At 71.5% G+C, this 20107-nt stretch carries 19 protein-coding genes; 10 read left to right on the top strand and 9 right to left on the bottom strand.

The window, feature by feature from the left end:
• Nucleotides 1-125: 125 nt before the first annotated feature.
• The 3 genes from VGD70_RS23920 to VGD70_RS23910 form a co-directional block, all read right to left on the bottom strand.
• Complete coding sequence (locus VGD70_RS23920) at nt 126-1070, bottom strand: hypothetical protein (RefSeq protein ID WP_331084974.1); 945 nt, start codon at nt 1068-1070, stop codon at nt 126-128.
• A 1-nt stretch (nt 1071) separates the two neighbouring features.
• The gene (locus VGD70_RS23915) at nt 1072-1278 is read right to left on the bottom strand and encodes a heavy metal-associated domain-containing protein (protein WP_331084972.1); all 207 of its coding nucleotides are present in this window, start codon (nt 1276-1278) and stop codon (nt 1072-1074) included.
• Nucleotides 1279-1381: 103 nt separating this feature from the next.
• Nucleotides 1382-2203 carry an endonuclease/exonuclease/phosphatase family protein gene (locus VGD70_RS23910; RefSeq protein ID WP_331084970.1) on the bottom strand — a complete coding sequence of 274 codons (822 nt, stop codon included), beginning with the start codon at nt 2201-2203 and terminating at the stop codon, nt 1382-1384.
• A 140-nt stretch (nt 2204-2343) separates the two neighbouring features.
• Here VGD70_RS23910 and VGD70_RS23905 point away from each other — a divergent pair, with 140 nt between their 5' ends.
• Nucleotides 2344-3294: a GNAT family N-acetyltransferase gene (locus VGD70_RS23905; protein ID WP_331084968.1), complete on the top strand. Its 951-nt coding sequence runs from the start codon at nt 2344-2346 to the stop codon at nt 3292-3294.
• Nucleotides 3295-3313: 19 nt separating this feature from the next.
• On the opposite strand, the gene VGD70_RS23900 is transcribed toward VGD70_RS23905, so the two are convergent.
• Complete coding sequence (locus VGD70_RS23900) at nt 3314-3838, bottom strand: DUF1697 domain-containing protein (protein WP_331084966.1); 525 nt, start codon at nt 3836-3838, stop codon at nt 3314-3316.
• A gap of 246 nt (nt 3839-4084) precedes the next feature.
• Here VGD70_RS23900 and VGD70_RS23895 point away from each other — a divergent pair, with 246 nt between their 5' ends.
• A complete protein-coding gene (locus VGD70_RS23895; RefSeq protein WP_331084964.1) occupies nt 4085-4453 on the top strand; it encodes a YciI family protein in 369 nt (122 codons plus the stop codon).
• Nucleotides 4454-4587: 134 nt separating this feature from the next.
• On the opposite strand, the gene VGD70_RS23890 is transcribed toward VGD70_RS23895, so the two are convergent.
• Both VGD70_RS23890 and VGD70_RS23885 read right to left on the bottom strand, forming a co-directional pair.
• Nucleotides 4588-5007: a PPOX class F420-dependent oxidoreductase gene (locus VGD70_RS23890; protein ID WP_331084962.1), complete on the bottom strand. Its 420-nt coding sequence runs from the start codon at nt 5005-5007 to the stop codon at nt 4588-4590.
• 191 nt (nt 5008-5198) lie between these two features.
• Nucleotides 5199-6131 carry an aldo/keto reductase gene (locus VGD70_RS23885; RefSeq protein WP_331084960.1) on the bottom strand — a complete coding sequence of 311 codons (933 nt, stop codon included), beginning with the start codon at nt 6129-6131 and terminating at the stop codon, nt 5199-5201.
• Nucleotides 6132-6177: 46 nt separating this feature from the next.
• Here VGD70_RS23885 and VGD70_RS23880 point away from each other — a divergent pair, with 46 nt between their 5' ends.
• Both VGD70_RS23880 and VGD70_RS23875 read left to right on the top strand, forming a co-directional pair.
• On the top strand, nt 6178-7605 hold the full coding sequence (locus VGD70_RS23880; RefSeq protein WP_331084958.1) for a PLP-dependent aminotransferase family protein: 1428 nt from the start codon (nt 6178-6180) through the stop codon (nt 7603-7605).
• Between the two features lie 159 nt (nt 7606-7764).
• Nucleotides 7765-8178, top strand: coding sequence for a nuclear transport factor 2 family protein (locus VGD70_RS23875; protein WP_331084956.1), 414 nt, complete (start codon nt 7765-7767; stop codon nt 8176-8178).
• Here the strand turns inward: VGD70_RS23875 and VGD70_RS23870 are convergent.
• Nucleotides 8145-9116 (bottom strand): DUF5829 family protein, encoded by a 972-nt coding sequence (locus VGD70_RS23870; RefSeq protein WP_331084954.1) that lies wholly within the window; start codon nt 9114-9116, stop codon nt 8145-8147. The two genes, VGD70_RS23875 and VGD70_RS23870, sit on opposite strands and share 34 nt — an antisense overlap.
• 500 nt (nt 9117-9616) lie before the next feature.
• On the opposite strand from VGD70_RS23870, the gene VGD70_RS23865 reads away from it, so the two are divergent.
• The gene (locus VGD70_RS23865; RefSeq protein ID WP_331084952.1) at nt 9617-12064 is read left to right on the top strand and encodes a PEP/pyruvate-binding domain-containing protein; all 2448 of its coding nucleotides are present in this window, start codon (nt 9617-9619) and stop codon (nt 12062-12064) included.
• Between the two features lie 26 nt (nt 12065-12090).
• Nucleotides 12091-13536, top strand: coding sequence for an MFS transporter (locus VGD70_RS23860; protein ID WP_331084950.1), 1446 nt, complete (start codon nt 12091-12093; stop codon nt 13534-13536).
• Nucleotides 13537-13564: 28 nt separating this feature from the next.
• On the opposite strand, the gene VGD70_RS23855 is transcribed toward VGD70_RS23860, so the two are convergent.
• A complete protein-coding gene (locus VGD70_RS23855) occupies nt 13565-15154 on the bottom strand; it encodes a class I adenylate-forming enzyme family protein (RefSeq protein ID WP_331084949.1) in 1590 nt (529 codons plus the stop codon).
• A 50-nt stretch (nt 15155-15204) separates the two neighbouring features.
• A complete protein-coding gene (locus VGD70_RS23850) occupies nt 15205-15966 on the bottom strand; it encodes a DUF3050 domain-containing protein (RefSeq protein ID WP_331084947.1) in 762 nt (253 codons plus the stop codon).
• A gap of 326 nt (nt 15967-16292) precedes the next feature.
• Between VGD70_RS23850 and VGD70_RS23845 the strand changes: the two genes are divergently transcribed.
• From VGD70_RS23845 to VGD70_RS23830, 4 genes are read left to right on the top strand one after another with little or no spacing between them, the layout of a single operon-like run.
• Nucleotides 16293-17390, top strand: a complete 1098-nt coding sequence (locus VGD70_RS23845) for a type III polyketide synthase (RefSeq protein WP_331084945.1) — start codon at nt 16293-16295, stop codon at nt 17388-17390.
• Entirely contained in the window at nt 17378-17917 is a 540-nt protein-coding gene (locus VGD70_RS23840; protein WP_331084944.1) for a cupin domain-containing protein, read from the top strand. The genes VGD70_RS23845 and VGD70_RS23840 overlap by 13 nt, the downstream gene beginning before the upstream one ends.
• Nucleotides 17914-19107: a DegT/DnrJ/EryC1/StrS aminotransferase family protein gene (locus VGD70_RS23835; protein ID WP_331084942.1), complete on the top strand. Its 1194-nt coding sequence runs from the start codon at nt 17914-17916 to the stop codon at nt 19105-19107. The genes VGD70_RS23840 and VGD70_RS23835 overlap by 4 nt, the downstream gene beginning before the upstream one ends.
• Nucleotides 19104-20102, top strand: a complete 999-nt coding sequence (locus VGD70_RS23830) for a class I SAM-dependent methyltransferase (RefSeq protein WP_331084940.1) — start codon at nt 19104-19106, stop codon at nt 20100-20102. Before VGD70_RS23835 ends, VGD70_RS23830 begins: the two co-directional genes overlap by 4 nt.
• Nucleotides 20103-20107: the final 5 nt, after the last annotated feature.

The following is a 20107-nucleotide window of genomic DNA, read 5'->3' as shown; positions in this document are numbered from 1 at the left end:
GCCGCTCGCGGTCCCCCTGCATTGAATGGTTCGCTCGCAAGCTCGCTCCCGACATCCCCTCGCAGGCTCGGTGATGCCGCTCGCGGTCGCCCTGTATTGAATGGTTCGCTCGCAGGCTCGCTCACTTACTTCTCCCCGTGTGGTTCGGACCCACCGGGTGCCGCGACCGCGGTGAACTCGGCGGTGCGCACCACGCCGCCGTGCTTGAAGTCGAGGTAGAGCCGGTAGGTGCCGGCGGTGGGCACCTCGGCGAAGAACGTGATCGCGGGCCCGGGCCGGGTCTTGCCGTCGCCCGGCTCGCCGTCCGGGTGGACGTGCAGGTAGGCGAGGTCACCTTGGCGCAGCGCGATCAGGTGGCCGTAGGCGGCGAGGTAGGGCTGCAGGTCGGTGACCGGCACGCCGCCCTTGTCCACCGACAGGGTGAGCTTGCTGGTGGTGCCCGGCGTGAGCGTGCCGGCGAGGGTGATCCGGTAGCCGTCGACGGTGGCGGTGAGCGCGGGAGCGGGCAGCGGCACCGGCTGGTAGGTGCCGGCGACGGGGACGTCCGCGCCGAGCGTCACGCCCTCCTTGTGCCCGCCGGGCAGGAAGTCCGCGAACACCCGGTAGTCGCCCGCGGCCGGGAAGGCCAGTGGGATGCGCCAGGTGCCGTCGGCTGCCATGGTCGGGTGCACGTGCCGGAAGCCGGACAGGTCGCGCCGGGCCACGACGAGATGCATCAGCTTGTCGTGGGTGGGGGCGAACGTGGTGACCGGTGCGCCGTGGTCGTCGAGGATGCGGAACGCGAAGTCCTGCTGGACGCCGGCACGCAGGCCGCCGGTGAGCACGTCCAGGGTGACGCCGTCGGCGGAGACCAGCAGACCCTTGGGGACGGCCGGGGCCGCGCCGCCGTGCGTGTCGCCGTGGCCGCCCATGCCGGCGTCGGCGCCGCCCATGCCGTCGTGCGCCGCGGCGGCCTCCGGCTCGGCCGCGACCGGCCCGACCGCCTGGCCGATGCCGTACGCGGCGGCGAAGGCCACCACCAGGGCCAGGCCGAACCCGCCGAGCTTGCGTGTCGTGCCGGAGATCGCCATGTCAGCTGGCCAGCTCGTAGCCGGCCTCGTCGACCATGGCGCGGACGACGTCGGCGTCGACGGGCTGGTCACTGGTGACGGTGACCTGGCCGGTGGACAGGTCGACGGTGACGCCGGTGACGCCCGGGATGCGGCCGACCTCCTCCTTCACCGCGCCGACGCAGTGCGCGCAGGTCATTCCGGTCACCGTGTACGTAGAGGTGGACACCGTGGTCTCCCGTTGCTCCGTGGGTCAGCTTCCCGATGACCGTACCATACCCCCGCACGGTATTGGCCAAGCAGTGTGTTTCCCAACGGGCGGGCGGGAAATCTCAGAAAAGCGTGGGCGGGCTGGCGGCCTCGAAGGGGTCCATCGTGTTCAGCTCGCTGGTGGGCAGGCTGGTGAAGGTGACCGAGAGCGCGGAGTGGTCCGAGAGCCGGGTGCTGCGCGGCTCGTGCACGTACTCGCACTCGGAGATCTCCGCGGCCAGCTTCTTGCTGCAGTGCGCGTGGTCGTAGCGGTACCCGTCCCCGGTCCGGCCGATCCAGCTGTGCTCGACCCGCTCCGGCTCCATGTGCCGGAACGCGTCGACGAGGCCGTGCTTGTCGGTGAGGCCGCGGTAGAAGTCGTACTCGAACCAGCGGAACGTGGTGTAGCTCGGCTCGTGGTCGGGCTCGATGACGTTGAGGTCGCCGAGCACGACGGTCTCCGCACCCGAGTCGGTGAGGCCGCCGGCGCCCAGGGCCGCGGAGAACTCGGACAGCCAGCGGCGCTTGCGCTCGGTGCGCTCGGCGGTGGCGTCGCGGGTCGGCGCGTAGGCGCCCAGCACGCGGACCAGGCCCATCGCGGTGGAGACCAGCACGCCGGCCACCCGCTCGGGAAGGAACGACAGGTGCTCGGCGATCGGGTCGACCCGCACCGGCAGCCTGCTGACGATCATCACGCCGTACTCGGTCGGGCCCGGCTTGGGGTAGACCACGGCGTAGCCGGCCGTGCGGAACGCGTCGGCCAGGTGGCGGCAGCCGTCGGACGCCCTGGTCTCGGTGAGCACGAAGACGTCCTCGTGCCGGGTGGCGAGCCACGCCAGCTGGCGGTGGGCCCGCTCCTCCGAGGGGCTGCCGATGTTGAAGGTCATCAAGCTGAGACCGGACATGTGGCCAGATCGTACGGGTGGTCCCCGGTGGCCCGCATGACCGGTCGGCCACTCAGCGCATCGGAGCGGACACTCAGCGCTCCGGGTTCTCGCCGGGCATATCCGTCGACACGGCGCCGCGCCCCGGGCACCATGGCGCGGTGGACCTTCCCGGCGGGCACACCGCTCGAGCACCCCGGCTCGACGACGTCGCGGCGATCGCCGGGCTCGTGCGGGACTACACGCGCGCGGCCGCGGGGATCGCCGACTACACGGTCGACGACGCGCGGGACGAGCTGACCGAGCCAGGCTTCGACCCCGAGCTCGGCGCCCGGCTCGTGTTCGACCCCGCCGGGCGCGCCGTCGGCTACGCGACCACGTCCGGCAAGGGCGACGGGGACCTCGTCGACCTCGACGTCGTCGCGCCCGACGCGGCGGTCGCCGGCTGGCTGTTCGCCTGGGCGCTCGCGCGGGCCGGGGACATCGGGCGCGAGCGGGGCCTGCCGCGCGTGCGGGTCGACCACGGCGCCTACCGCGTCGACGAGGCATTGCGGGACCGGCTCGCGGCCCACGGGTTCGGCCTGGCCACCACGTTCCACCGGATGCGCGTGGACCACGTCCGGCCGGTGCCGACGCCGACCCCGCCCGCCGGCGTGGTCCTGCGGCGCGCCACCGAGGGCGACACGGTCCGCCGGGTGGCGCACGAGGTCCTGCACACGGCGTTCGCGGACCACTTCGGCTTCGCGTGGGACCCGTACGAGACGTGGCACGCGAACCTCGACCGCAAGTCGACGTTCGACTGGTCGCAGCTGTGGGTCGCCGAGCTCGACGGGCGCGCGGTCGGCGTCCTGGAGTGCACCGACCAGTTCGTGGACGAGGAGAACTGCGGCTACATCGCCGACGTCGGCATCCTCGCCGAGGCACGCGGTCGCGGCATCGCGAAGTACCTGCTCCGGCACGCCTTCGCCGCCGACGCGGCCGCGGGCCGGACCGGCACGATCCTGCACGTGGACTCCAACAACACCACGCCCGCGCTGGGTCTCTACGAGTCGGTCGGCATGCGCCCGGTGCTCGTGATCGACGTCTGGCGCCGCACCGTGGACGCCGGCTGAGCGCCGGCTGAGCGCCGGGTCAGGCCTCGGTCATCGTCAGGAGCTTGGTGACCGTGTTCCAGTTGCGGACGGTGGCCACCTCGCCCTTCCTCGTGGGGAAGGCGGCCAGCACCTTGGAGTTCTGGATGCCGTCCGGGACCCAGAAGTACACCTCGTTCGGTCCCACGTGGAACAGCTCCGGGGCGAACGCGTCCGGGGCGAAGGCCGGCGCGACGGCGGCCCTGTCGAGGAACGACACCAGGTAGCGGGAACCGTTGTCGGCCACCGAGCCCAGCGGATCGGCGTCGACCACGGCACGCAGCTCGTCGGCCGTGCGGACCACACAGTCGATGCTGAAGCCCGCGCCCACGGCGAGCCGGGCCTCGACCTCGCGGCGGACCGCGGCGGGGCGCTTCGCCGTGCGGAACACCGCGTTGCCGCTCTGCAGCAAGGTCCGCACGTCCGCGTAGCCCAGCTCGGCCAGCCACGCGCGCAGGTCCGCCATCGCCACCCGGCGCTTCGCGGCCAGGTTGATCCCGCGCAGCAACGCGACATAGGTCGGCACGAAAGGAAGATTAGTCCGCCTCCCCGGGATTAAAAGTGTGCGTTGCGTCCCGGCGAATGGTGCGGGTATCGGGGTGGATGGTGGTTAGGTGCCGTCACGGTCCCCTGAGGTTCCGGTGGTTGGAGTGGCGGGGGAAATTTCCTGGGTGGAAAGTGTCGAAGCAGCGTGCCGTCGTCCGACGCCGAGGTGACCTGGTCATCCCGTCCGGGACGACCGGACCCCAGCCCCAGACAACGAGGAGCAGCAATGCGGTTTCTGATGATGCACCGGCTCGACGAGCGGGTCCCGGAGGCGTGGAACCCCAGCCAGGAGTTCATCGAGAAGATGGGCGCGTTCATCCAGGACTCGATCGACAAGGACATCCTGATCATGGGCGAGGGCGTCGTCCCGTCCGAGAAGGGCTCGCTGGTCCGCAAGGCGAAGAGGGCGGGGATCACCGTGACCGACGGGCCGTTCACCGAGGCCAAGGAGGTCATCGGCGGCTTCGCGCTGATCAACGCCAAAGACCTGGCGGAGGCCGTCGAGTTCGCCCAGCGGTATGCCGACCTGTTCCAGGAGGTCGAGGTCGAGGTCCGGCAGATCGCCGAGTTCGAGGACTTCGAGGTTCAGGCCTGACACCGACCCCGAATCCGGCCGCAGGCGGGCTGGTCCGCTCGTCGTCGCGAGCGGACCAGCCACGTCGCCCGGCAGCTCCTCCCGTGACGAGATCGCGCCGATTGTCGACGGCTGGGCGACGAGGTCGCCGTGACTCAGGCGTGTGCCACGTCGGTGTTCTCCAGCTTGCCCCAGCCGTGCCACCGCTCGACGGTGATCCAGGCACTGACCCGCTTGCGGTCGCGCTTGGGGTACGCCTGACCGGTGTAGTGCCTGGAGATCCGGTCGATGTCGGTCAGGTCGGGGTCGTCGCGCAGTTCGGCGTGGCCCTGCAGGCTCACGTGGGTGTACCAGTCATCGCCGTCGAGCACGGTCAGCGACACTCGCGGGTTCGCGCGGAGGTAGCCGAGACGCTTGCGGCCCTCATCCATGTTGACCAGGATGCGCCCGTTGTCCCACACGTACCAGGTGGCTACCGAGACTGGCTGCCCGTCCGGACGGACGGTGGCGATCACCGCCGGGTTCGGCTTGGCCAGGAACTCGCTGATCTCCGGGGGCACCGGTGGCTTCGGCACGACACTGTCCCTTCTCTCACGTTCTGTGATGACACGGCGAACCCGAAGTTACCCGTGGCACCAACGACCGCCACTCGACGGCCGGCGGCGGGTGAACCCGGCGGATCACGCCCCCCGGGGCATATCCAGCCACCGGCTCCTCAACCACGGCGAGCCCGCCGAAAGTCGCGACGTCCGGGACACCGACGGGGTCAGACCGCGGCGTCCAGGCGCTCGCGCTGCTCGGCGGTCAGCTCCAGGGACACCCCCGCCACCGCCTCGTCCACCTGCTCGACCGTGCTGACGCCGACGATCGGCGTGGCGGCCGGGCTCAGCCACGCCAGCACCACCCGGTTGCGGTTCGTGCCGGTCTCGGCGGCGATCTCGTCGAGCACCGCGAGGCGGCGGGTGGTGCCCGGGTGGTCGTACATCGCCGGCAGCGGCTTGTCCGCGCGGGTGTAGCCGCCGCTCAGCAGCGGCGTGTACGCCCACAGCGTCAGGTCCGGGTGGTGTTCCAGGTAATGGCGCACCTCGTCGGTGACCGCACCGAACCGGGCCGCTTCCTGGAGTCTGGTCCCTGGGCGTGGTCGCAGGTAGGTGAGGTGCTGCTGCACCGCGGTGAAGCCCACGCTGCCGTGGGCCCGCGCGATCTGCCGGGCCCGCTCGACCTGCCAGACCGGGTAGTTGGAGCAGCCGATGCGGCCGACCGTGCCCGCGGACACCAGCTCGTCGAAGGCGGCGACCGACTCCTCCAGCGGGGTGGCCGGATCGGGCACGTGGGCCCAGTACAGCTCGACGTGGTCCGTGCCGAGCCGGCGGAGGCTGTCCTCGATCCCGCGCTTGACGACCCCGGCCGAGAGGCCCTCGGCCGTCTCCGGGAACCGCCCGGCCACGGTCGGCTCAGCGCCCACCTTGGTGCTGATCCTGACGCGGTCGCGGACGCCGGGACGATTCGCCAGCCAACGCCCGAGCACCGTCTCGCTCTGGCCGCCGAAGCCGGTCGGGTCCACCCAGAACGCGTAGGAGTTGGAGGTGTCGATCCAGACGCCTCCCGCGTCCACGAAGCGGTCGAGGATCTCGAACGATCGGCGTTCGTCGGCGAGCGTGCCGAACCACATGGCACCGAGAACCAGGTTGTCCATCATGTCCGTCACGGTAGGTGGATTCGGATCGGCGGTACGCTCCAATCTCGTGGCGGTTTCCCAGACCAATCTCGCGTGGGCGACGCTGCTGGATGTCGGCCCTGCGGCGCGGGGCCGGCGCCGCCTGCACGACCGCCTGGCGCACGCGCTGCGCACCGCGATCCGGGACGGCCGGCTGGCGGAGGGCGCCGCCGTGCCACCGAGCCGAGCGCTCGCCGAGGAGCTCGGCTGTTCCCGGTGGGTGGTGACGGAGGCGTACGGGCAGCTCGTCGCGGAGGGTTTCCTTGCCGCCCGGGTGGGTTCCGCCACGCGTGTCTCGTGGTCACCGGACACCGCGCCGTCGCCGCGCATACCGCGTACCCGCACGCCGCCACCGGTCCGGTACGACCTCGCGCCCGGTCTGCCCGACCTGCGGGCGTTTCCGCGCCGCCGCTGGGCCGACGCGGTCCGGGCGGTCACCGGCTCGGCCGTCGACTACGACCTCGGCCTGCCCGACCCCGCCGGGCACGCGGTGCTGCGGACCACCGTCGCGCAGTACCTGCGGCGCTCGCGCGGCGCGGACGCGCACGCCGCGTCCGTGTTCGTGTGCGCGGGCGTCACCGACGGTCTGGTCCGCACGTGCCGAGCGCTGCGCGCCGAGGGGATCGCCGACGTGGCCGTGGAAGACCCGGGGTGGGGGCGGCTGCGGGACGCCGCGACGAGCGCCGGCCTGCGCGTGCACCCGGTGCCCGTGGACGACGACGGCCTCCGCGTCGACGACCTCGCGCGGACGCCGGCCCGGGCCGTCATCGTCGGTGCGGCACACCAGTTTCCCACCGGCACGGTGCTTTCCCCGGCGCGCCGCGCGCGGCTGGTGCGCTGGGCCCGCGAGGTGGCCGGCTTCGTCATCGAGGACGACTACGACGCCGAGTTCCGCTACGACCACCACCCGGTCGCCGTGATGCAGGGGATGGATCCGGGCCGGGTCGTCCTCCTCGGCTCGGTCAGCAAGACGCTGTCGCCGGCGCTGGGCCTGGGCTGGCTGGTGGCGCCTGCCGTGCTGACCCCGGCGCTGCGGGCGGCGAACCTCGTCGCCGCCGCGCCACCGGTGCTGGACCAGCTCGCGCTCGCCACCTTCATCGACCGCGGGTGGTACGACGCCCACCTGCGCGCGGCGCGGCGGCGGTTCCGCTCCCGCCGCGACCTCCTGGTCGCGACGCTCGGCGCCCGGGTGCCGGAGGGCCGGGTCGCCGGCACCGCGGCGGGGCTGCACATCGTGTTGCACCTACCGGACGGCACCGCCACCCGCGCGGCGGTCCGGGCCGCGGCCGCCGCCGGCCTGCGCCTGGCGGACCTCGACGACTACCGCGCTCCGCCGGCGCGGTCGGCGGGGCGCGCGCTCGTCCTCGGGTACGGCAACATCAGCGACCCGGAGATCGCGCCGGCCGTCGCACTCCTCCGCGACGCGTTGCGTTCTGGAAGCGCGGAGACACCCTGAAAACCGTGTCCAGGGGACCGGGGCGTCTGCCGGTGGATCCAGGCCGCGGAGAAACGTGCCGAGACCTCTTGGACGCGCTCATAATCTCACGTTCTCGATTTCACCGGACCAGAACAAGCCCTGCTCGGGGTCGAATTGCCGGTGGGTAGGCTGGAGAGAGTGACCCGCACACACAAGGAAATCTTCGAGCGTTATCTGTACGCCGGCTCGATCACCCGGAACCCGGACGCGATCGCGGAGATGTTCACCGAGGACGGCGTATTCGAGGCGCCGCTGGTGCCCGAGGGTCATCCGCTGCCACGTCGCCTGGTCGGTCGGGACGCCATCCGCGCCGGAATCGGGGCGTATCACCAGGAGCCGGCCTTCCACGGCACGGTGAACGTCGAGGAGACCGCCTACGTACTGCACGACACCGTGGCACCCGACGTGTTCGTCGCCGAGATCGACCCGGTGTTCGACGGCCCGGACGGGCAGCGCACGACGATGTCACTCGCGCAGATCTTCCGCGTCCGCGACGGGCGGATCGCCATGGTTCGCGACTACTTCGCCGTTCCGTCGGCCGCCCGGGACTGATCGAAGGTCCACACGGCACGGATGCCCGGGCCGGCGACGAGGGTCGACCGGCCGATCCGTTCCTCGTGCCGGTACGCCACGAGGCAGTTGAGCGACAGCTCGACCTGGCGCAGGCCCGCCTGGTCGGGCGAAACGGCGTCGAACCGGATCGTGGTGCCGCCGCGGTCGGCAACGACGCCTCCGTCCGCGACGGGCCGGACGACGAACCCGCCGGCCCGCAGCAGCGGCACCGTGTTGGCGAGGTCGCGTGCGGAGACCGCGAGGCGGATGCTGGTCACGTCACGCAGGAGATGGTCGCGGTAGCCGTCGGACAGGTAGCGCTCCCGGCCGACGTCGCCGGGGTAGCCGGCCGGCTCGGTGTTGCTGCGCGGGTCGGCGAGGTACTCCGGCAGGTATTCCATCGCCCAGGGCCCGAAGCGGTCGTACTGGCCGGTGGTGAAGACGGCGTCGAACCACGGCACCGGGACGCCGTCGCCGAAGTCACGCGTCTGGCGGAACTCGATCGGGTTGGCGATCCCCTGCTCCCGCAGCCGCTCGGTCACTGTGGCCAGGTCGCCGGCCCGCTCGGTCGAGACGCCCATCCCGGTGCTGCCGAAGGCGCCGTCCTGGCCGGGCAGATCGCCGACCCCGAACAGTTCGAGGTAGGTCTCGCGGCCGTACACGTAGCGACCGGTCCAGGTCTGCCCGCCGGCGCCGGTCGTGGTGCGGACCTGGAAGTCGGCGAAGTCACGCAGATAGCCGGAGTGCTCGATGGCATCGGCCGTCTCCCGGTCGAGCACTCCGTAGGCATGGTTGAAGAACAGCAACTGCCGAACGTGCGGCGGCCGGTGCTCCTCGGCCCGCGCCGTCCGCGCGCCGCCCTCGGCCGCCCCGGCGAGGGCGACGGTGAGGACCGCGACGAGGACCATGATCATCCGCACCGTCCGGCGAAGCAGCATGCGAACGATCGTAGGGCGAAGACAATCGCCTTGCCGTTGGTTCGAGGAAACCGGGGCCACCGGCGACGGCCGCGGCGCCGGAATGGCGGCGTGCGCCACCGTGGCACGAGTGGTCCGCGGGCCGGTGGGACGCGACCATCGAAAAGCACCGGTTCGACCAGTTCTGCGACCTGATCCAAGTTCACAAGGGTCATTGGTCGAGAACCGGTCGAGCAACTGAAATTCACCGCCCGGAAATGGGCGCATAGCCCGGTAGCCGGGCAATTTTGGCGCAGATTTCGTTTGACAGAGCCAGATCGCGCTACTACGGTCCCTGCACACTGTCAGTGACAGGTGGGGAGCGCATCGTCAATGTTTCGGGCCACCTTTGGTATGCCCCGCCGGCGCGGATCCACCAGAACGCACGGCCCCCGAAGTCCGCGCCCGACCGGCCGCGGTCCTCTTCACCCCGCCCACCGGCCACCCCGGACCTGGGTGGCGCCGGCCCGAGGAGCCCGACCATGAACCAGATCGCGGGAACGGCGATCGTCTCCCTCGACGACGACGCCGCCCTGGACACCGCCCGCGCCGGCGCGAAAGCCGCCGTGCTGGCGCGGATGCGGCGAGCCGGTTTCCGGGTGCCCGACGGGGTTGTGGTGCTCGCCGACGTGCTGGGGGCTCAGCTCGGCGGTTCGGCGCCTACCGCGGAGGAGCTACTCGCCGCGCCCCTGGATCCGGACCTGCGGCAGGCGATCGTGACCGCGGGGTCCGGGCTTCCCGGCCCGCTGGCGGTGCGTTCCTCCGGTGTCGACGAGGACGGCGCTCAGGCCTCGCACGCCGGCCAGTACGACACGGTGCTCGACGTCCGCGGCGGCGACGAACTGGTGGACGCGGTACGCACGTGCTGGGCGTCCGGACTGACGACCACCGTGCGCGGCTACCGGACCAGCGTGGGCCGCGAGGGTGACTCGCCGCTGGCGGTGCTGGTGCAGAGCATGGTGCAGGCCGATGCCGCGGGAGTCGCCTTCACCGCGAACCCGGTCACCGGGGCACGGGACGAGATCCTGGTCAGCGCGGTACCCGGCCTCGGCGAGAAGCTGGTCGCCGGCGAGGTCACCCCGGACGAATGGGTGGTCCGCGGCGAGGAGGTCGACAACACCGCCGATCACCACGGCGCGCTGACCGTCGAGCAGGTCAGGCGGATCGCCGGGCTCGCCGAACGGGTCGCCGCCGAGTTCGGCGGGCCGAGCGACCTGGAATGGGCCATCGCCGGCGACCGGCTCTTCCTGTTGCAGGTACGGCCGATCACCGCGCTGGCGGATCCGGAGCCCGAGCCGGTGCCGATCCCGGTCGAGCCGCCAGAGGGGTTCTGGGTCAAGGAGTCCACCCACTCCCCCACGCCGCTGCTGCCGATGACCCGCGAGTTGGTGCGGGACAACAACGACGCGCTGCGGGCCGCCTTCACCGAGTTCGGGGTGCTGCTGGAGGGCCTGCGGCTGGAGATCGTCGGCGGTTGGCAGTACCGGGGCATCGTGGCGCTGGGCGGGAAGGAACCGATGCGGGCGCGGATCGAGAGGTGCGTCACCGCCGCGCGTGCCGACCACGTCGGCGCCGTGCTCGCGCAGTGGTACGACGGGCTGCGCGACTCGTTCATCCGGCGCATCGAGCGGCTGCGGTCGGCCGACCTGCCCGCACTGTCCACAGAGGACCTGGTGGGCCGGCTCACGGACACGCGGGAACTGCACCGCGACGCCAGCGGCGTGCACTTCCGTCTCGTCGGCGCGGTCTCGATCGCACTCGGTGAGCTGGCGCTGCTGCTCACCGAGGAGCTGAAGTGGTCGGGCGACCAGGTCTTCGAGCTGTTCGCCGGGCTGTCACCGGAAAGCACGAAACCCGCCGACGATATTCGGCACCTCGCGGAGCTCGCGGCGACGCGGCTGGCCGGTGCGCACGACCTCACCTCGGTGCGGGCCCTGCGCGAGAACGATCCCGAGTTCGCCGCGGCCGTCGAAACCTACCGGCGGGAGTACGGGTGCCGGGCGCTGCACTACGAGCTGGCCACCCCGGCCCTCGGCGAACGGCCCGACCTGATCCTCTCCCTGGTGCGCGACCAGCTCGCCCGCGCGGCCGCACTCGCCCCGACGGCGCCCGCGGTCGACCCGGTGGCGGTTCGCGAGGCCGCCGCCGCGCGGGCCAGGGCGGCCATCGACGACCCCACCGAGCTGCGGCGCTTCGAGCACCTGCTGGCCCGCGCGCAGAAGGCGTACCCGGTGCGGGAGGACAACGAGTACCCGACGGTGAGTGCGCCCTACGCGCTGCTGCGCTGGGCCGCGCTGGAGGCGGGCCGGCGCCTGGTCGGGCTCGGCCGGCTGGACGAGCCGGACCACGTGTTCTTCGTCGAGGTCGAGGAGGTGCTCGCGGCGCTCGTGGACGGCACGGACCTGCGCGGGCGGGTCGAGCGCCGCCGCGGGGAGCATCGGTGGGCGCTGCGGAACCCGGGACCCCCGAGCTACGGCCGGCCACCGGGGCCGCCGCCCTCCATGGACGGCCTGCCCGTCGAGGTGCGGACGGTCATGGGCGCGTTCCAGTGGTCGATGGCGAACGTCTCGGGCGCGCCGGTGAGCGGCAACGAGTCGGGGAAGTCCACCGTGCGCGGGCTTCCCGGCGCGGCGGGCAGCTACACCGGAACCGTCCGGGTGGTGCGCGACGAGCAGGAGTTCGACCGGATCCAGGTCGGGGACGTGCTGGTCTGCCCGTCCACGTCGCCGGTCTGGTCGGTGGTGTTCCCCAGGATCGGGGCGCTGGTCACCGACACCGGCGGGCCGCTGTCGCACGCCGCGATCATCGCCCGGGAGTACGGCATCCCGGCGACGCTGGCCACCGGGAACGCCACCGAGACGCTGGTCGACGGCTCGACCGTGACCGTGGACGGCACGGCGGGCACCGTCGAGATCCACCCGGCACCGTGACGGCGGGCGCTGAGCAGGGGCCGGCGATGACCGAAGGCCGCCAGGCCGTGCGGGCCAGCACGCCCGGCCGCGACCGCCGGTGGTGGGGCCTGGTGACGCTGGCTTCGGCGCAGCTGATGGCCACGCTGGACTCGACGATCATGGTGATCGCGCTGCCGTCCGCGCAGCACGACGTCGGGCTCGCCGACGCCAGCAGGCACTGGGTCCTCACCGCCTACGCGCTCACGCTCGGCGGGTTGCTGCTGCTCGGCGGCCGGCTCGGGGACCTCATCGGGCGGCGCCGCACGCTGCTGATCGGGGTTGTCGGGTTCGCCGCCGCGTCGGCGCTCGGCGGCGCGGCGGGGAACGCGACGACGCTGATCGCCGCGCGGGCGCTCCAGGGCGCGTTCGCGGCCGTCCTCTCACCGTCCACTTTGTCCTTGGTCAGCATCATGTTCACGGAGGCGAGGGCACGCGCCCGCGCGTTCGCGTTCTTCAGCGTCACCCTGCTCTCGGGCGGGGCCGTCGGCCTGATCCTCGGCGGCATCCTGACCAGCGATCTGGGTTGGCGCTGGTGCATGTACATCAACGTGCCGATCGCGGCCGCGGTCGTCGTCGCGGCGCGCAAACTGGTACCGCACACCCGGCCGGCTCCTGGCGGGCGGCTGGATCTGGTGGGCGTGGTCCTGGTCGGGGCCGGCCTGACCGCGCTCGTCTACGCGCTCGGCGACGCGGAGCGGCACGGCTGGGGCTCCCCGCTCATCCTCGGGCTGCTGGCGGCATCGGTCGTGCTGCTCACCGTGTTCGGGTTCTGGCAGACCCGGACCTCCCACCCGCTGCTGCCGCCGCGGGTCCTGGCCGACCGGGTACGGGTCGGGGCCAACCTGGCCGTCGTGGCCTCGCAGTTCGCCATGCTCGGCATGTTCCTGTTCATGACCTACCAGCTGCAGTCGGTCATGCGGTTCCCGGCGCTGGAGACCGGGCTGGCCTTCCTGCCCTACGTCGCGGTGAGCTTCCTGGTCTCCACCCAGCTCACCGCCCGCCTGCTGCCCCGCGTCGCGCCCCGGTTGCTGATCGCCGGCGGCCTGCTGACGATCGGCATCGCACAGGTGCTGCTCACCCGGCTGACCCCGGACAGCTCCTACCTCGGCCTGCTGCTGCCCGTGCTGCTGGTGTTCGGCGTGGGCAGCGGCCTGCTGATGGCCCCGGTGATGAGCAGCGGCACGCGCGCGGAGAACCCGTCCGACGCCAGCGCCGCCGCCGCGCTGATCCGCACCACCCAGCAGGTCGGCGGCGCGCTCGGCGCGGCGCTGCTGAACACCGTCGCGGTCGGCTACGCGGCCGCCCACCTGTGGGAGGACGCCCGGTCCGCGGCCGTGCACGGCTACATCGCGGCCAGCGCACTGTCCGCGGCCGTGGTGGTCACCGGCGCGGTCTGCGTCGTGTTGCTCCGCCCTCGGCGGCCGAGCGTGCGGCAGGACCTGGTCCGGTAGCCGCCGAGGGCACGGTCGTGAACGTCGGTCAGCCGGTCCCGAGGGTTTCGATCTGTTCCCGGAGCCGGCGGGACAGCTCGATCCGCTGCACCTTCAACGTGGCGGTCCGGGGCAGCTCGGCCTGCGGGATCTGGATCGGGTCGGCCAGCTGGGGGAACTGGGCGACGGCCGAGCGCCAGCGCGCCCGGTCCAGCGGCTGGTCCTCGTTGGTGCAGATCACCGGGATCGGCTCGGACTTCGGACCCAGCACCAGGACGAGCTCGCTCAGCTCGGCCAGCTTGCTCAACACGACATCCTCGATCTCGAGGCTGCTGCGCACCCCGGTGATCATGTCGACCTCCCGGTCGAGCATGTGCAGGCAGCCGAACTTGGTGCGGTAACCGACGTCCCCGGTCCGCCACCAGCCGTCGTGCATGTTGGCGTCGTAGCGCTCCTGCTCGGCGAAATAGGCCTTCGCCAGGCCCGCCCACCGGACCTCGATGAAACCGGGACTCGTCTCGGACGGCCGCTTGCCGTCCCGGCTCACCACGCGAACCTTCGCGCAGCCCGGCAGTGGGTAACCGACGCAGCGCCCGTCCGCGCGGTGGATGGACTTGGGAAAGTAGGGCCGCCCGACGGCCGGCCCGACCTCGCTCTGCCCGTAGATCTGGAAGAACAGCGGCGCCCGCCGCTCGGACGACTCGAGCAGCCGGCTGATCGTCCTGGGGTGGATCGCGTCGAACGTGCTGCTGAAGTACCTCACCGACGCGAACGGCTTTCGTGGGTCGTCGGTGAGCCCCTCCCACTCCATGAACGAGTTGGGCAGCGCCTCGATCAGGCCCGGCCGGTGCTCGAGGAAGAACTCGGCGACGTCGTTCGGACCAGGCTTGTTCACGAGCAGCACCGGCATCGCCTTGAACAGCGCCAGAGCCATCGCCGCGAACATCCGCGAATGCACGAAGGAGATGTGGATCGCGACGGTCTCCTGTCTCCTCATCAACGCCAGGAGCCACCGCTGCGGCCGAAGCCGCATGCGCATCGTCCGCGGCGTGTGCACGACGAGCTTGGGCAGCCCGGTGGTGCCGGAGGTGTGCGTGATCATCGCGGGCTCGTCCAGCCCTCGAAACACCGGCGCGACCCGCGGGCTCCCGGCGAGATCGGCGAGCGACCCCGCCCCCGGCCTGCTACCGGCCACGATGATCACCCGTGTGGTGCGGTCCGCCAGCGGCACGTCGGCCAACGCGTCGAGCTTGTGCGTGTCGGTGAGCAGGTGTGGCCGGCCCAGCCGGCCGAGCAGGGCGCCGACGGTCGCGCCGTCCAGGGCGGGCGACAGCATCACGGGAACCGCCCCGATGCGCTCCGCCGCGGTGGCGAGCACCCAGACATCGAAGTTGGCGGTCTTGTGGATCGCGATGTGCTCTCCGGGCCGAACCCCCGCCGCCCACAGCCGGCCCGCCAGGTCGTCCACGTGGCCGGCGAGCTCGGCCACCGTCAGGCGCCGTCCCGCATCGGGGAGGATGTCCAGGTCGTGGTCGAAAGTAAGCGGCGTCGAACCGTTCCTGGCCGCGGCCGTCTCCGGCACGATGCCGAGATAAAGACCGCGCTTCCGCACCGAACTGCGGCTCAAGAACCCCTTCATCCAGACCAGCTCCTTTACGGTGTCCGATGGAAACTCCGGCCGTCGCCGGCTCAGTTCTCGCTGGCCCGGAACTCGGCCAGCACGCCGTCCCACAGGCCGATGCGGGCGTGGATCGCGGCGACGCTCACCCGCGCCGCCTCCGCCTCCCGGACGGGGTCGCCGGCGCACAGCGCCGCGAGCAGCCGCAGTGCCAGCGGGCCGTGCTCGTCGTGGTCCAGCGCGATGTGCCGGTCGAGGTAGTGGCGGAACACCGGGGCGTTCGCCAGCACACCGTCCACATTGGCGCGAACCGCGGAGAACACGTCCGGCAGCAGGTTCTCCCGGCCGTGGCAGAACGAGGACGCCACCTCGTGCGGCGCACCCCCCAGCGCCACCTCGAGCGTGTGGCCGACGAACTGGCGCACGCTGTCGGGGATGCGCGGGTCGTCCAGCGCCGTCCTCGGGTCGAACCCGCTGTCGAGCGCGGCGAGGAAGGCGTCGATCGGTCCGGTGTCGGCGCCGAGCTCGGTCATCGCGCGGCGGTACAGCTCGAAGTGGCTGACGTAACCGCCGCCGATGTCCTCGTCGGTCTCCTCGGCGAGGACGATCTCCATGATGAACCGGCCGTGCTCGGCCTGACCCTTCGGCCGCCACGGAAGCGTCACCGTGGTCACCTCGATCTGCAGGCGCTTCAACAGCGTGAAGAAGTCCCACACGGCGAACACGTGGTGCTTCATGAAGGTCCGCAGCCGGTCCTCGGTGTCGATCTGCGTGTAGAGCGGGTGGTCGATCAGCTCGGCGCGGATGGTGTCGAAATCGGCTAGTGCGGTCATCTTTCTCCTTCGGTGGTCGGGACTCGGCCGACGTGACGCATGGCCGTCCCCGCTGCTCGATGCTCCTAGCATCGGCACGGGACTTGGCTGGGACTGTTCAGCGACTTGGCGGCGGCGTCGTTTCGGTGGCAGTGCCACGCGAACGGACACCAAGCGGACACCAAGTCGACGGCAAGCACGATGCGCGACGGTAGGTGGACGTATAGCCGCCGTGGGGGCTGTCGCACAGGCGATACAGCTGACCTTGTAAACCCTACAGAAGGTCGACTCCAGACATGCCAACGTTATGCAAGCCATCGGTGAGTGTGCCGGAATATGTCATCACAATGGAAGAGACCCTGGAATTTGCCGAACAGGTCCACGCCGGAAAGCCGCAGCTCCCGTTGGCGCTGCGACTGATTCAGAACACCGGAGTGCTGACGCGACATGTCGTCCAGCCTCTCGAGGAGACGCTCCGCCATCCGGGTTTCGAGGAACGCAACCGCGTCTACGAGGTCGAATCCAAGAAGCTGTGCCCCGAGGTCGTCGAACAGGCTCTGGCGAATGCCGGCATAACGGCACAGGACGTCGACGCGGTCATCTACGTGTCGTGCACCGGGTTCCTGATGCCGTCGCTGACCGCATGGCTGATCAACACGATGGGTTTCCGGTCCGACACCCGCCAGATTCCCATCGCGCAGCTCGGTTGCGCGGCCGGTGGCGCGGCGATCAACCGGGCGCACGACTTCTGCACGGCCTACCCCGGCAGCAATGTTCTGATCGTCTCCTGCGAGTTCTGCTCGCTGTGCTACCAGCCCGGCGACGACGGTGTCGGGTCGCTGCTGTCGGACGGGTTGTTCGGCGACGCGGTCGCGGCCGCCGTGGTCCGGGGCAGCGGTGGCACCGGCGTGGCGCTGGAGCGCAACGCCTCGTATCTCATTCCGAACACCGAGGAATGGATTTCCTACGCCGTGCGTGCCACCGGCTTCCATTTCCAGCTGGATCGCCGCGTGCCCGGGACGATGGAACCGCTCGCGCCGGTGCTGCGCGAGCTCGCCCTGAGCCACGGCTGGGACATCGGCAAACTCGACTTCTACATCATCCACGCCGGCGGGCCGCGGATTCTGGACGATCTGAGCAAGTTCCTCGATGTCGACTACCAAGCGTTCCGCCACAGCAGGGCGACGTTGGCCGAATACGGCAATATCGCCAGCGCGGTCGTACTCGACGCGTTGCGCAGGCTCTTCGACGAGGGCATGCCGACCCCGGGCGCCAGCGGCGTGATCGCGGGTTTCGGCCCGGGCATCACCGCCGAGATGGCCGTGGGCAGCTGGACCGGTGCCCCACCGCGCAACGGCGCCCGGATCCCGCACGACGGCTCGGCGTCCTATCTGGAGCGGGACTTCGCACGGACGACGACGAGGGGAATCGCATGGACGGCCTGATCGTCCCACCCGGTCAGGGTCGGAAGCTGATCACCAAGGCGCAGGAGGTCACCTTCAAGGTCACGGGGGCGGACGGCTCCTCCGCGTCCTGTTTCGAGGTGATCGTGCCACCCGGTTTCGACGTCGGCGCGCACACCCACGCCCGCTCGGAGGAGTTCTTCTACGTCCTGGAAGGAGAGCTCGACATCCTGGCGTTCGAGCCCGTGGACCGGACGCAGGAACGCTGGCAGGACTGGGAGTCCGCGCACGGCGACCGAGCCGTCCGGGCCGGCGCGGGCAGCTGCATGTTCGTGCCACCCGGATGTCCGCACGGGTTCACGAACCCCACCGACCGGCCGGCGCGCATGCTGTTCACGAGCTCCCCGGCGCCCGACCACGAACTGTACTTCGACGAGTTGTGCGAGATCTTCTCGGCCGGCGGGACGGTGGATCCCGGCGCCGTGCAGCGGCTGCGCGACCGTTATGACGTCAACCAGATCACGCCGCTCCGGTACGGACCGGCCGCTTTCTCGACGAGCGGGAGGTGACCACAGTGGACGCGATCCCCCTGGTGCGCGCGAGTGTGGGCGAGCAGGAGCTGGCGGCCGTCGCGGAGGTGTTCGCCTCGGGCTGGCCCGCCGGTCAGGGCCCGCGGGGCAAGGCGCTGGAGGCGGAGCTGGCCACGCGGTACGGGGTCGGTGGCGCGGTCGCGCTGAGCAACTGCGGCGCCGCGCTCCACCTGGCCCTGCTCGCACTCGGCGTCGAGCCGGGCGACGAGGTGATCGTCGCCGACTACACGTTCCCGGCACCGGCGCACGCTGTGCGCTACGTCGGCGCGGTCCCGGTCTTCGCCGACGTGCGTGCCGATACCGGCACCGTGGACCCGCGGGCGGTGGCGGACCTGATCGGTCCGCGCACGGTGGGGGTGATCGCCGTGGACACGGTCGGGCTGCCCGCCGACTACGCGGACCTGAAGTCGATCACCGACCGGCACGGGCTGTTCCTCGTCGAGGACGCCGCCTGTGCCATCGGCGCGACGTACCAGGGCCGCCCGGCCGGCGCGCTGGCGCCGGTGGCCTGCCTGTCCTTCCACGGCCGCAAGGGAATCACCAGCGGCGAGGGCGGCGCGTTGCTGACCGCGGATCCGGCGCTCGCGGTGAGCGCGCGGCTGCGGGCTTCCTTCGGCATCGAGAGCATCTTCGACCAGGCGCGGGTCGTCGGCCTGCCGATCTCCGTGTTCACCGAGATCGGGTACAACTACAAGCTGTCCGACATCGCCGCCGCGATCCTGCAGGTGCAGCTGGGCCGGGTCGACGAGCTGCTGGAGCGCCGGCGCGCGGTCGCGGCGCACTACGCCGAGCTGCTCGCCGGCGACGAGCTCCTCACGCTGCCGCACGTGCCACCGGACCGCACCCACGCCTGGCAGTCCTACCTGGTGAAGCTGGCCCCGGGCGTGGACCGGGCCGGCGTCGCGGCCGACCTCCGGGCGCAGGGCATCGGCTGCGGGCACGGCACGTGGGCGTGCCACCTGCAGCCGGTGTACGAGACGACGCGGACCTGCCCGGTCTCGGCGGACCTCTTCGCGCACCAGCTCGCCATCCCGATGCACGCCGAGCTCAGCACGAGCCAGGTCGAACGGGTCGCGGACGCCCTGCGCGGCGCGCTGCGGGCCAACGCGGGGCCACGAACGCGACCGGCGGAGAACCCCCTCGTCGACGCACCGGGAGGAGCGGCATGAGCGGCACCCAACCGACGTCGGACCGGATCATGCTGCTGGCCACCGGCTACTGGGCCACCGGCATCCTCGGCGCGGCGGCGAGCCACTCGCTGTTCACCCACCTCGACGCGGGCGCGGACACCACCGACCAGCTGGCCGCCCGGGCCGAGATCTCCGAGCGGGGCGCGCAAACCCTGCTCGACGGACTCGTCAGCCTGGGCCTGGTCGAGGTGCACGCCGGCAGGTACCGCAACAGCGCCGACGCGGCCACCTACCTGGTCGAGGGCAAACCCACCTGCCTGAGCGACTTCGCCCAGCTCAAGATGGCCCACATGGGCGCGCTGGCGGACCTGCCCGAGGTGGTCCGCGCCGGGCGGCCGCTGACCGACGCCGTGGTGGAGGTGGCCGACAACCCGCACTGGGAGCGGCTGGTCACCGCCATCGCCGCGCAGTCGGTCCCGGTGGCCGCCATCGCCGCCGACACGCTGCGGCTGGCGGAGGCCGGCGAGATCTCGATCCTCGACGTCGGCGGCGGCTCGGGCATCTACTCGGCAACCTGGCTCAGGCTCAACCCCGCCGCCCGCGCGACCCAGCTCGACTGGCGACCGATCAACGCGATCGCCGGCCGGCTCGTGGCCGAGGAAGGCATGGCCGAACGGTTCACCTGTGTCAACGGTGACTTCCACACCACCGACTTCGGCACCGCCGCCTACGACGTCGCGGTCTTCTCCCACATCGCCCACCAGGAGGGACCGGAGGACAACATCGCGATCTTCGCCAAGCTCCGCGGCGCCCTCAAGCCCGGCGGCACGCTGGTCATCAGCGACTACGTCGTCGACGACGACCGGAGCGGCCCGCCCTTCCCACTGATCTTCGGCTCGGAGATGCTGCTCAAGAGCAAGCAGGGCGGAACCTGGCGACGGGCCGACTACCAGAGCTGGCTCGCCAAGGCCGGCTTCGACGACGTCACCTTCCAGCCCACCCCGTCGCCCGCCACGTTGGTCTTCGCCCGGTAACGAAC

Origin of the sequence: Actinophytocola sp. (assembly GCF_036402745.1) — a bacterium.
Classification (GTDB): Bacteria; Actinomycetota; Actinomycetes; order Mycobacteriales; family Pseudonocardiaceae; genus Actinophytocola.
This window is presented reverse-complemented; position numbering and strand designations above follow the sequence as displayed.

Bases quoted from the DNA above. Each gene is read 5' to 3' on its own strand.
- VGD70_RS23850 (WP_331084947.1), bottom strand. From the start codon at position 15,966: ATGACCGCACTAGCCGATTTCGACACCATCCGCGCCGAGCTGATCGAC.
- VGD70_RS23910 (WP_331084970.1), bottom strand. From the start codon at position 2,203: ATGTCCGGTCTCAGCTTGATGACCTTCAACATCGGCAGCCCCTCGGAG.
- VGD70_RS23860 (WP_331084950.1), top strand. From the start codon at position 12,091: ATGACCGAAGGCCGCCAGGCCGTGCGGGCCAGCACGCCCGGCCGCGAC.
- VGD70_RS23845 (WP_331084945.1), top strand. From the start codon at position 16,293: ATGGAAGAGACCCTGGAATTTGCCGAACAGGTCCACGCCGGAAAGCCG.
- VGD70_RS23830 (WP_331084940.1), top strand. From the start codon at position 19,104: ATGAGCGGCACCCAACCGACGTCGGACCGGATCATGCTGCTGGCCACC.
- VGD70_RS23885 (WP_331084960.1), bottom strand. From the start codon at position 6,131: ATGATGGACAACCTGGTTCTCGGTGCCATGTGGTTCGGCACGCTCGCC.
- VGD70_RS23870 (WP_331084954.1), bottom strand. From the start codon at position 9,116: ATGCTGCTTCGCCGGACGGTGCGGATGATCATGGTCCTCGTCGCGGTC.
- VGD70_RS23865 (WP_331084952.1), top strand. From the start codon at position 9,617: ATGAACCAGATCGCGGGAACGGCGATCGTCTCCCTCGACGACGACGCC.
- VGD70_RS23920 (WP_331084974.1), bottom strand. From the start codon at position 1,070: ATGGCGATCTCCGGCACGACACGCAAGCTCGGCGGGTTCGGCCTGGCC.
- VGD70_RS23855 (WP_331084949.1), bottom strand. From the start codon at position 15,154: ATGAAGGGGTTCTTGAGCCGCAGTTCGGTGCGGAAGCGCGGTCTTTAT.
- VGD70_RS23895 (WP_331084964.1), top strand. From the start codon at position 4,085: ATGCGGTTTCTGATGATGCACCGGCTCGACGAGCGGGTCCCGGAGGCG.
- VGD70_RS23840 (WP_331084944.1), top strand. From the start codon at position 17,378: ATGGACGGCCTGATCGTCCCACCCGGTCAGGGTCGGAAGCTGATCACC.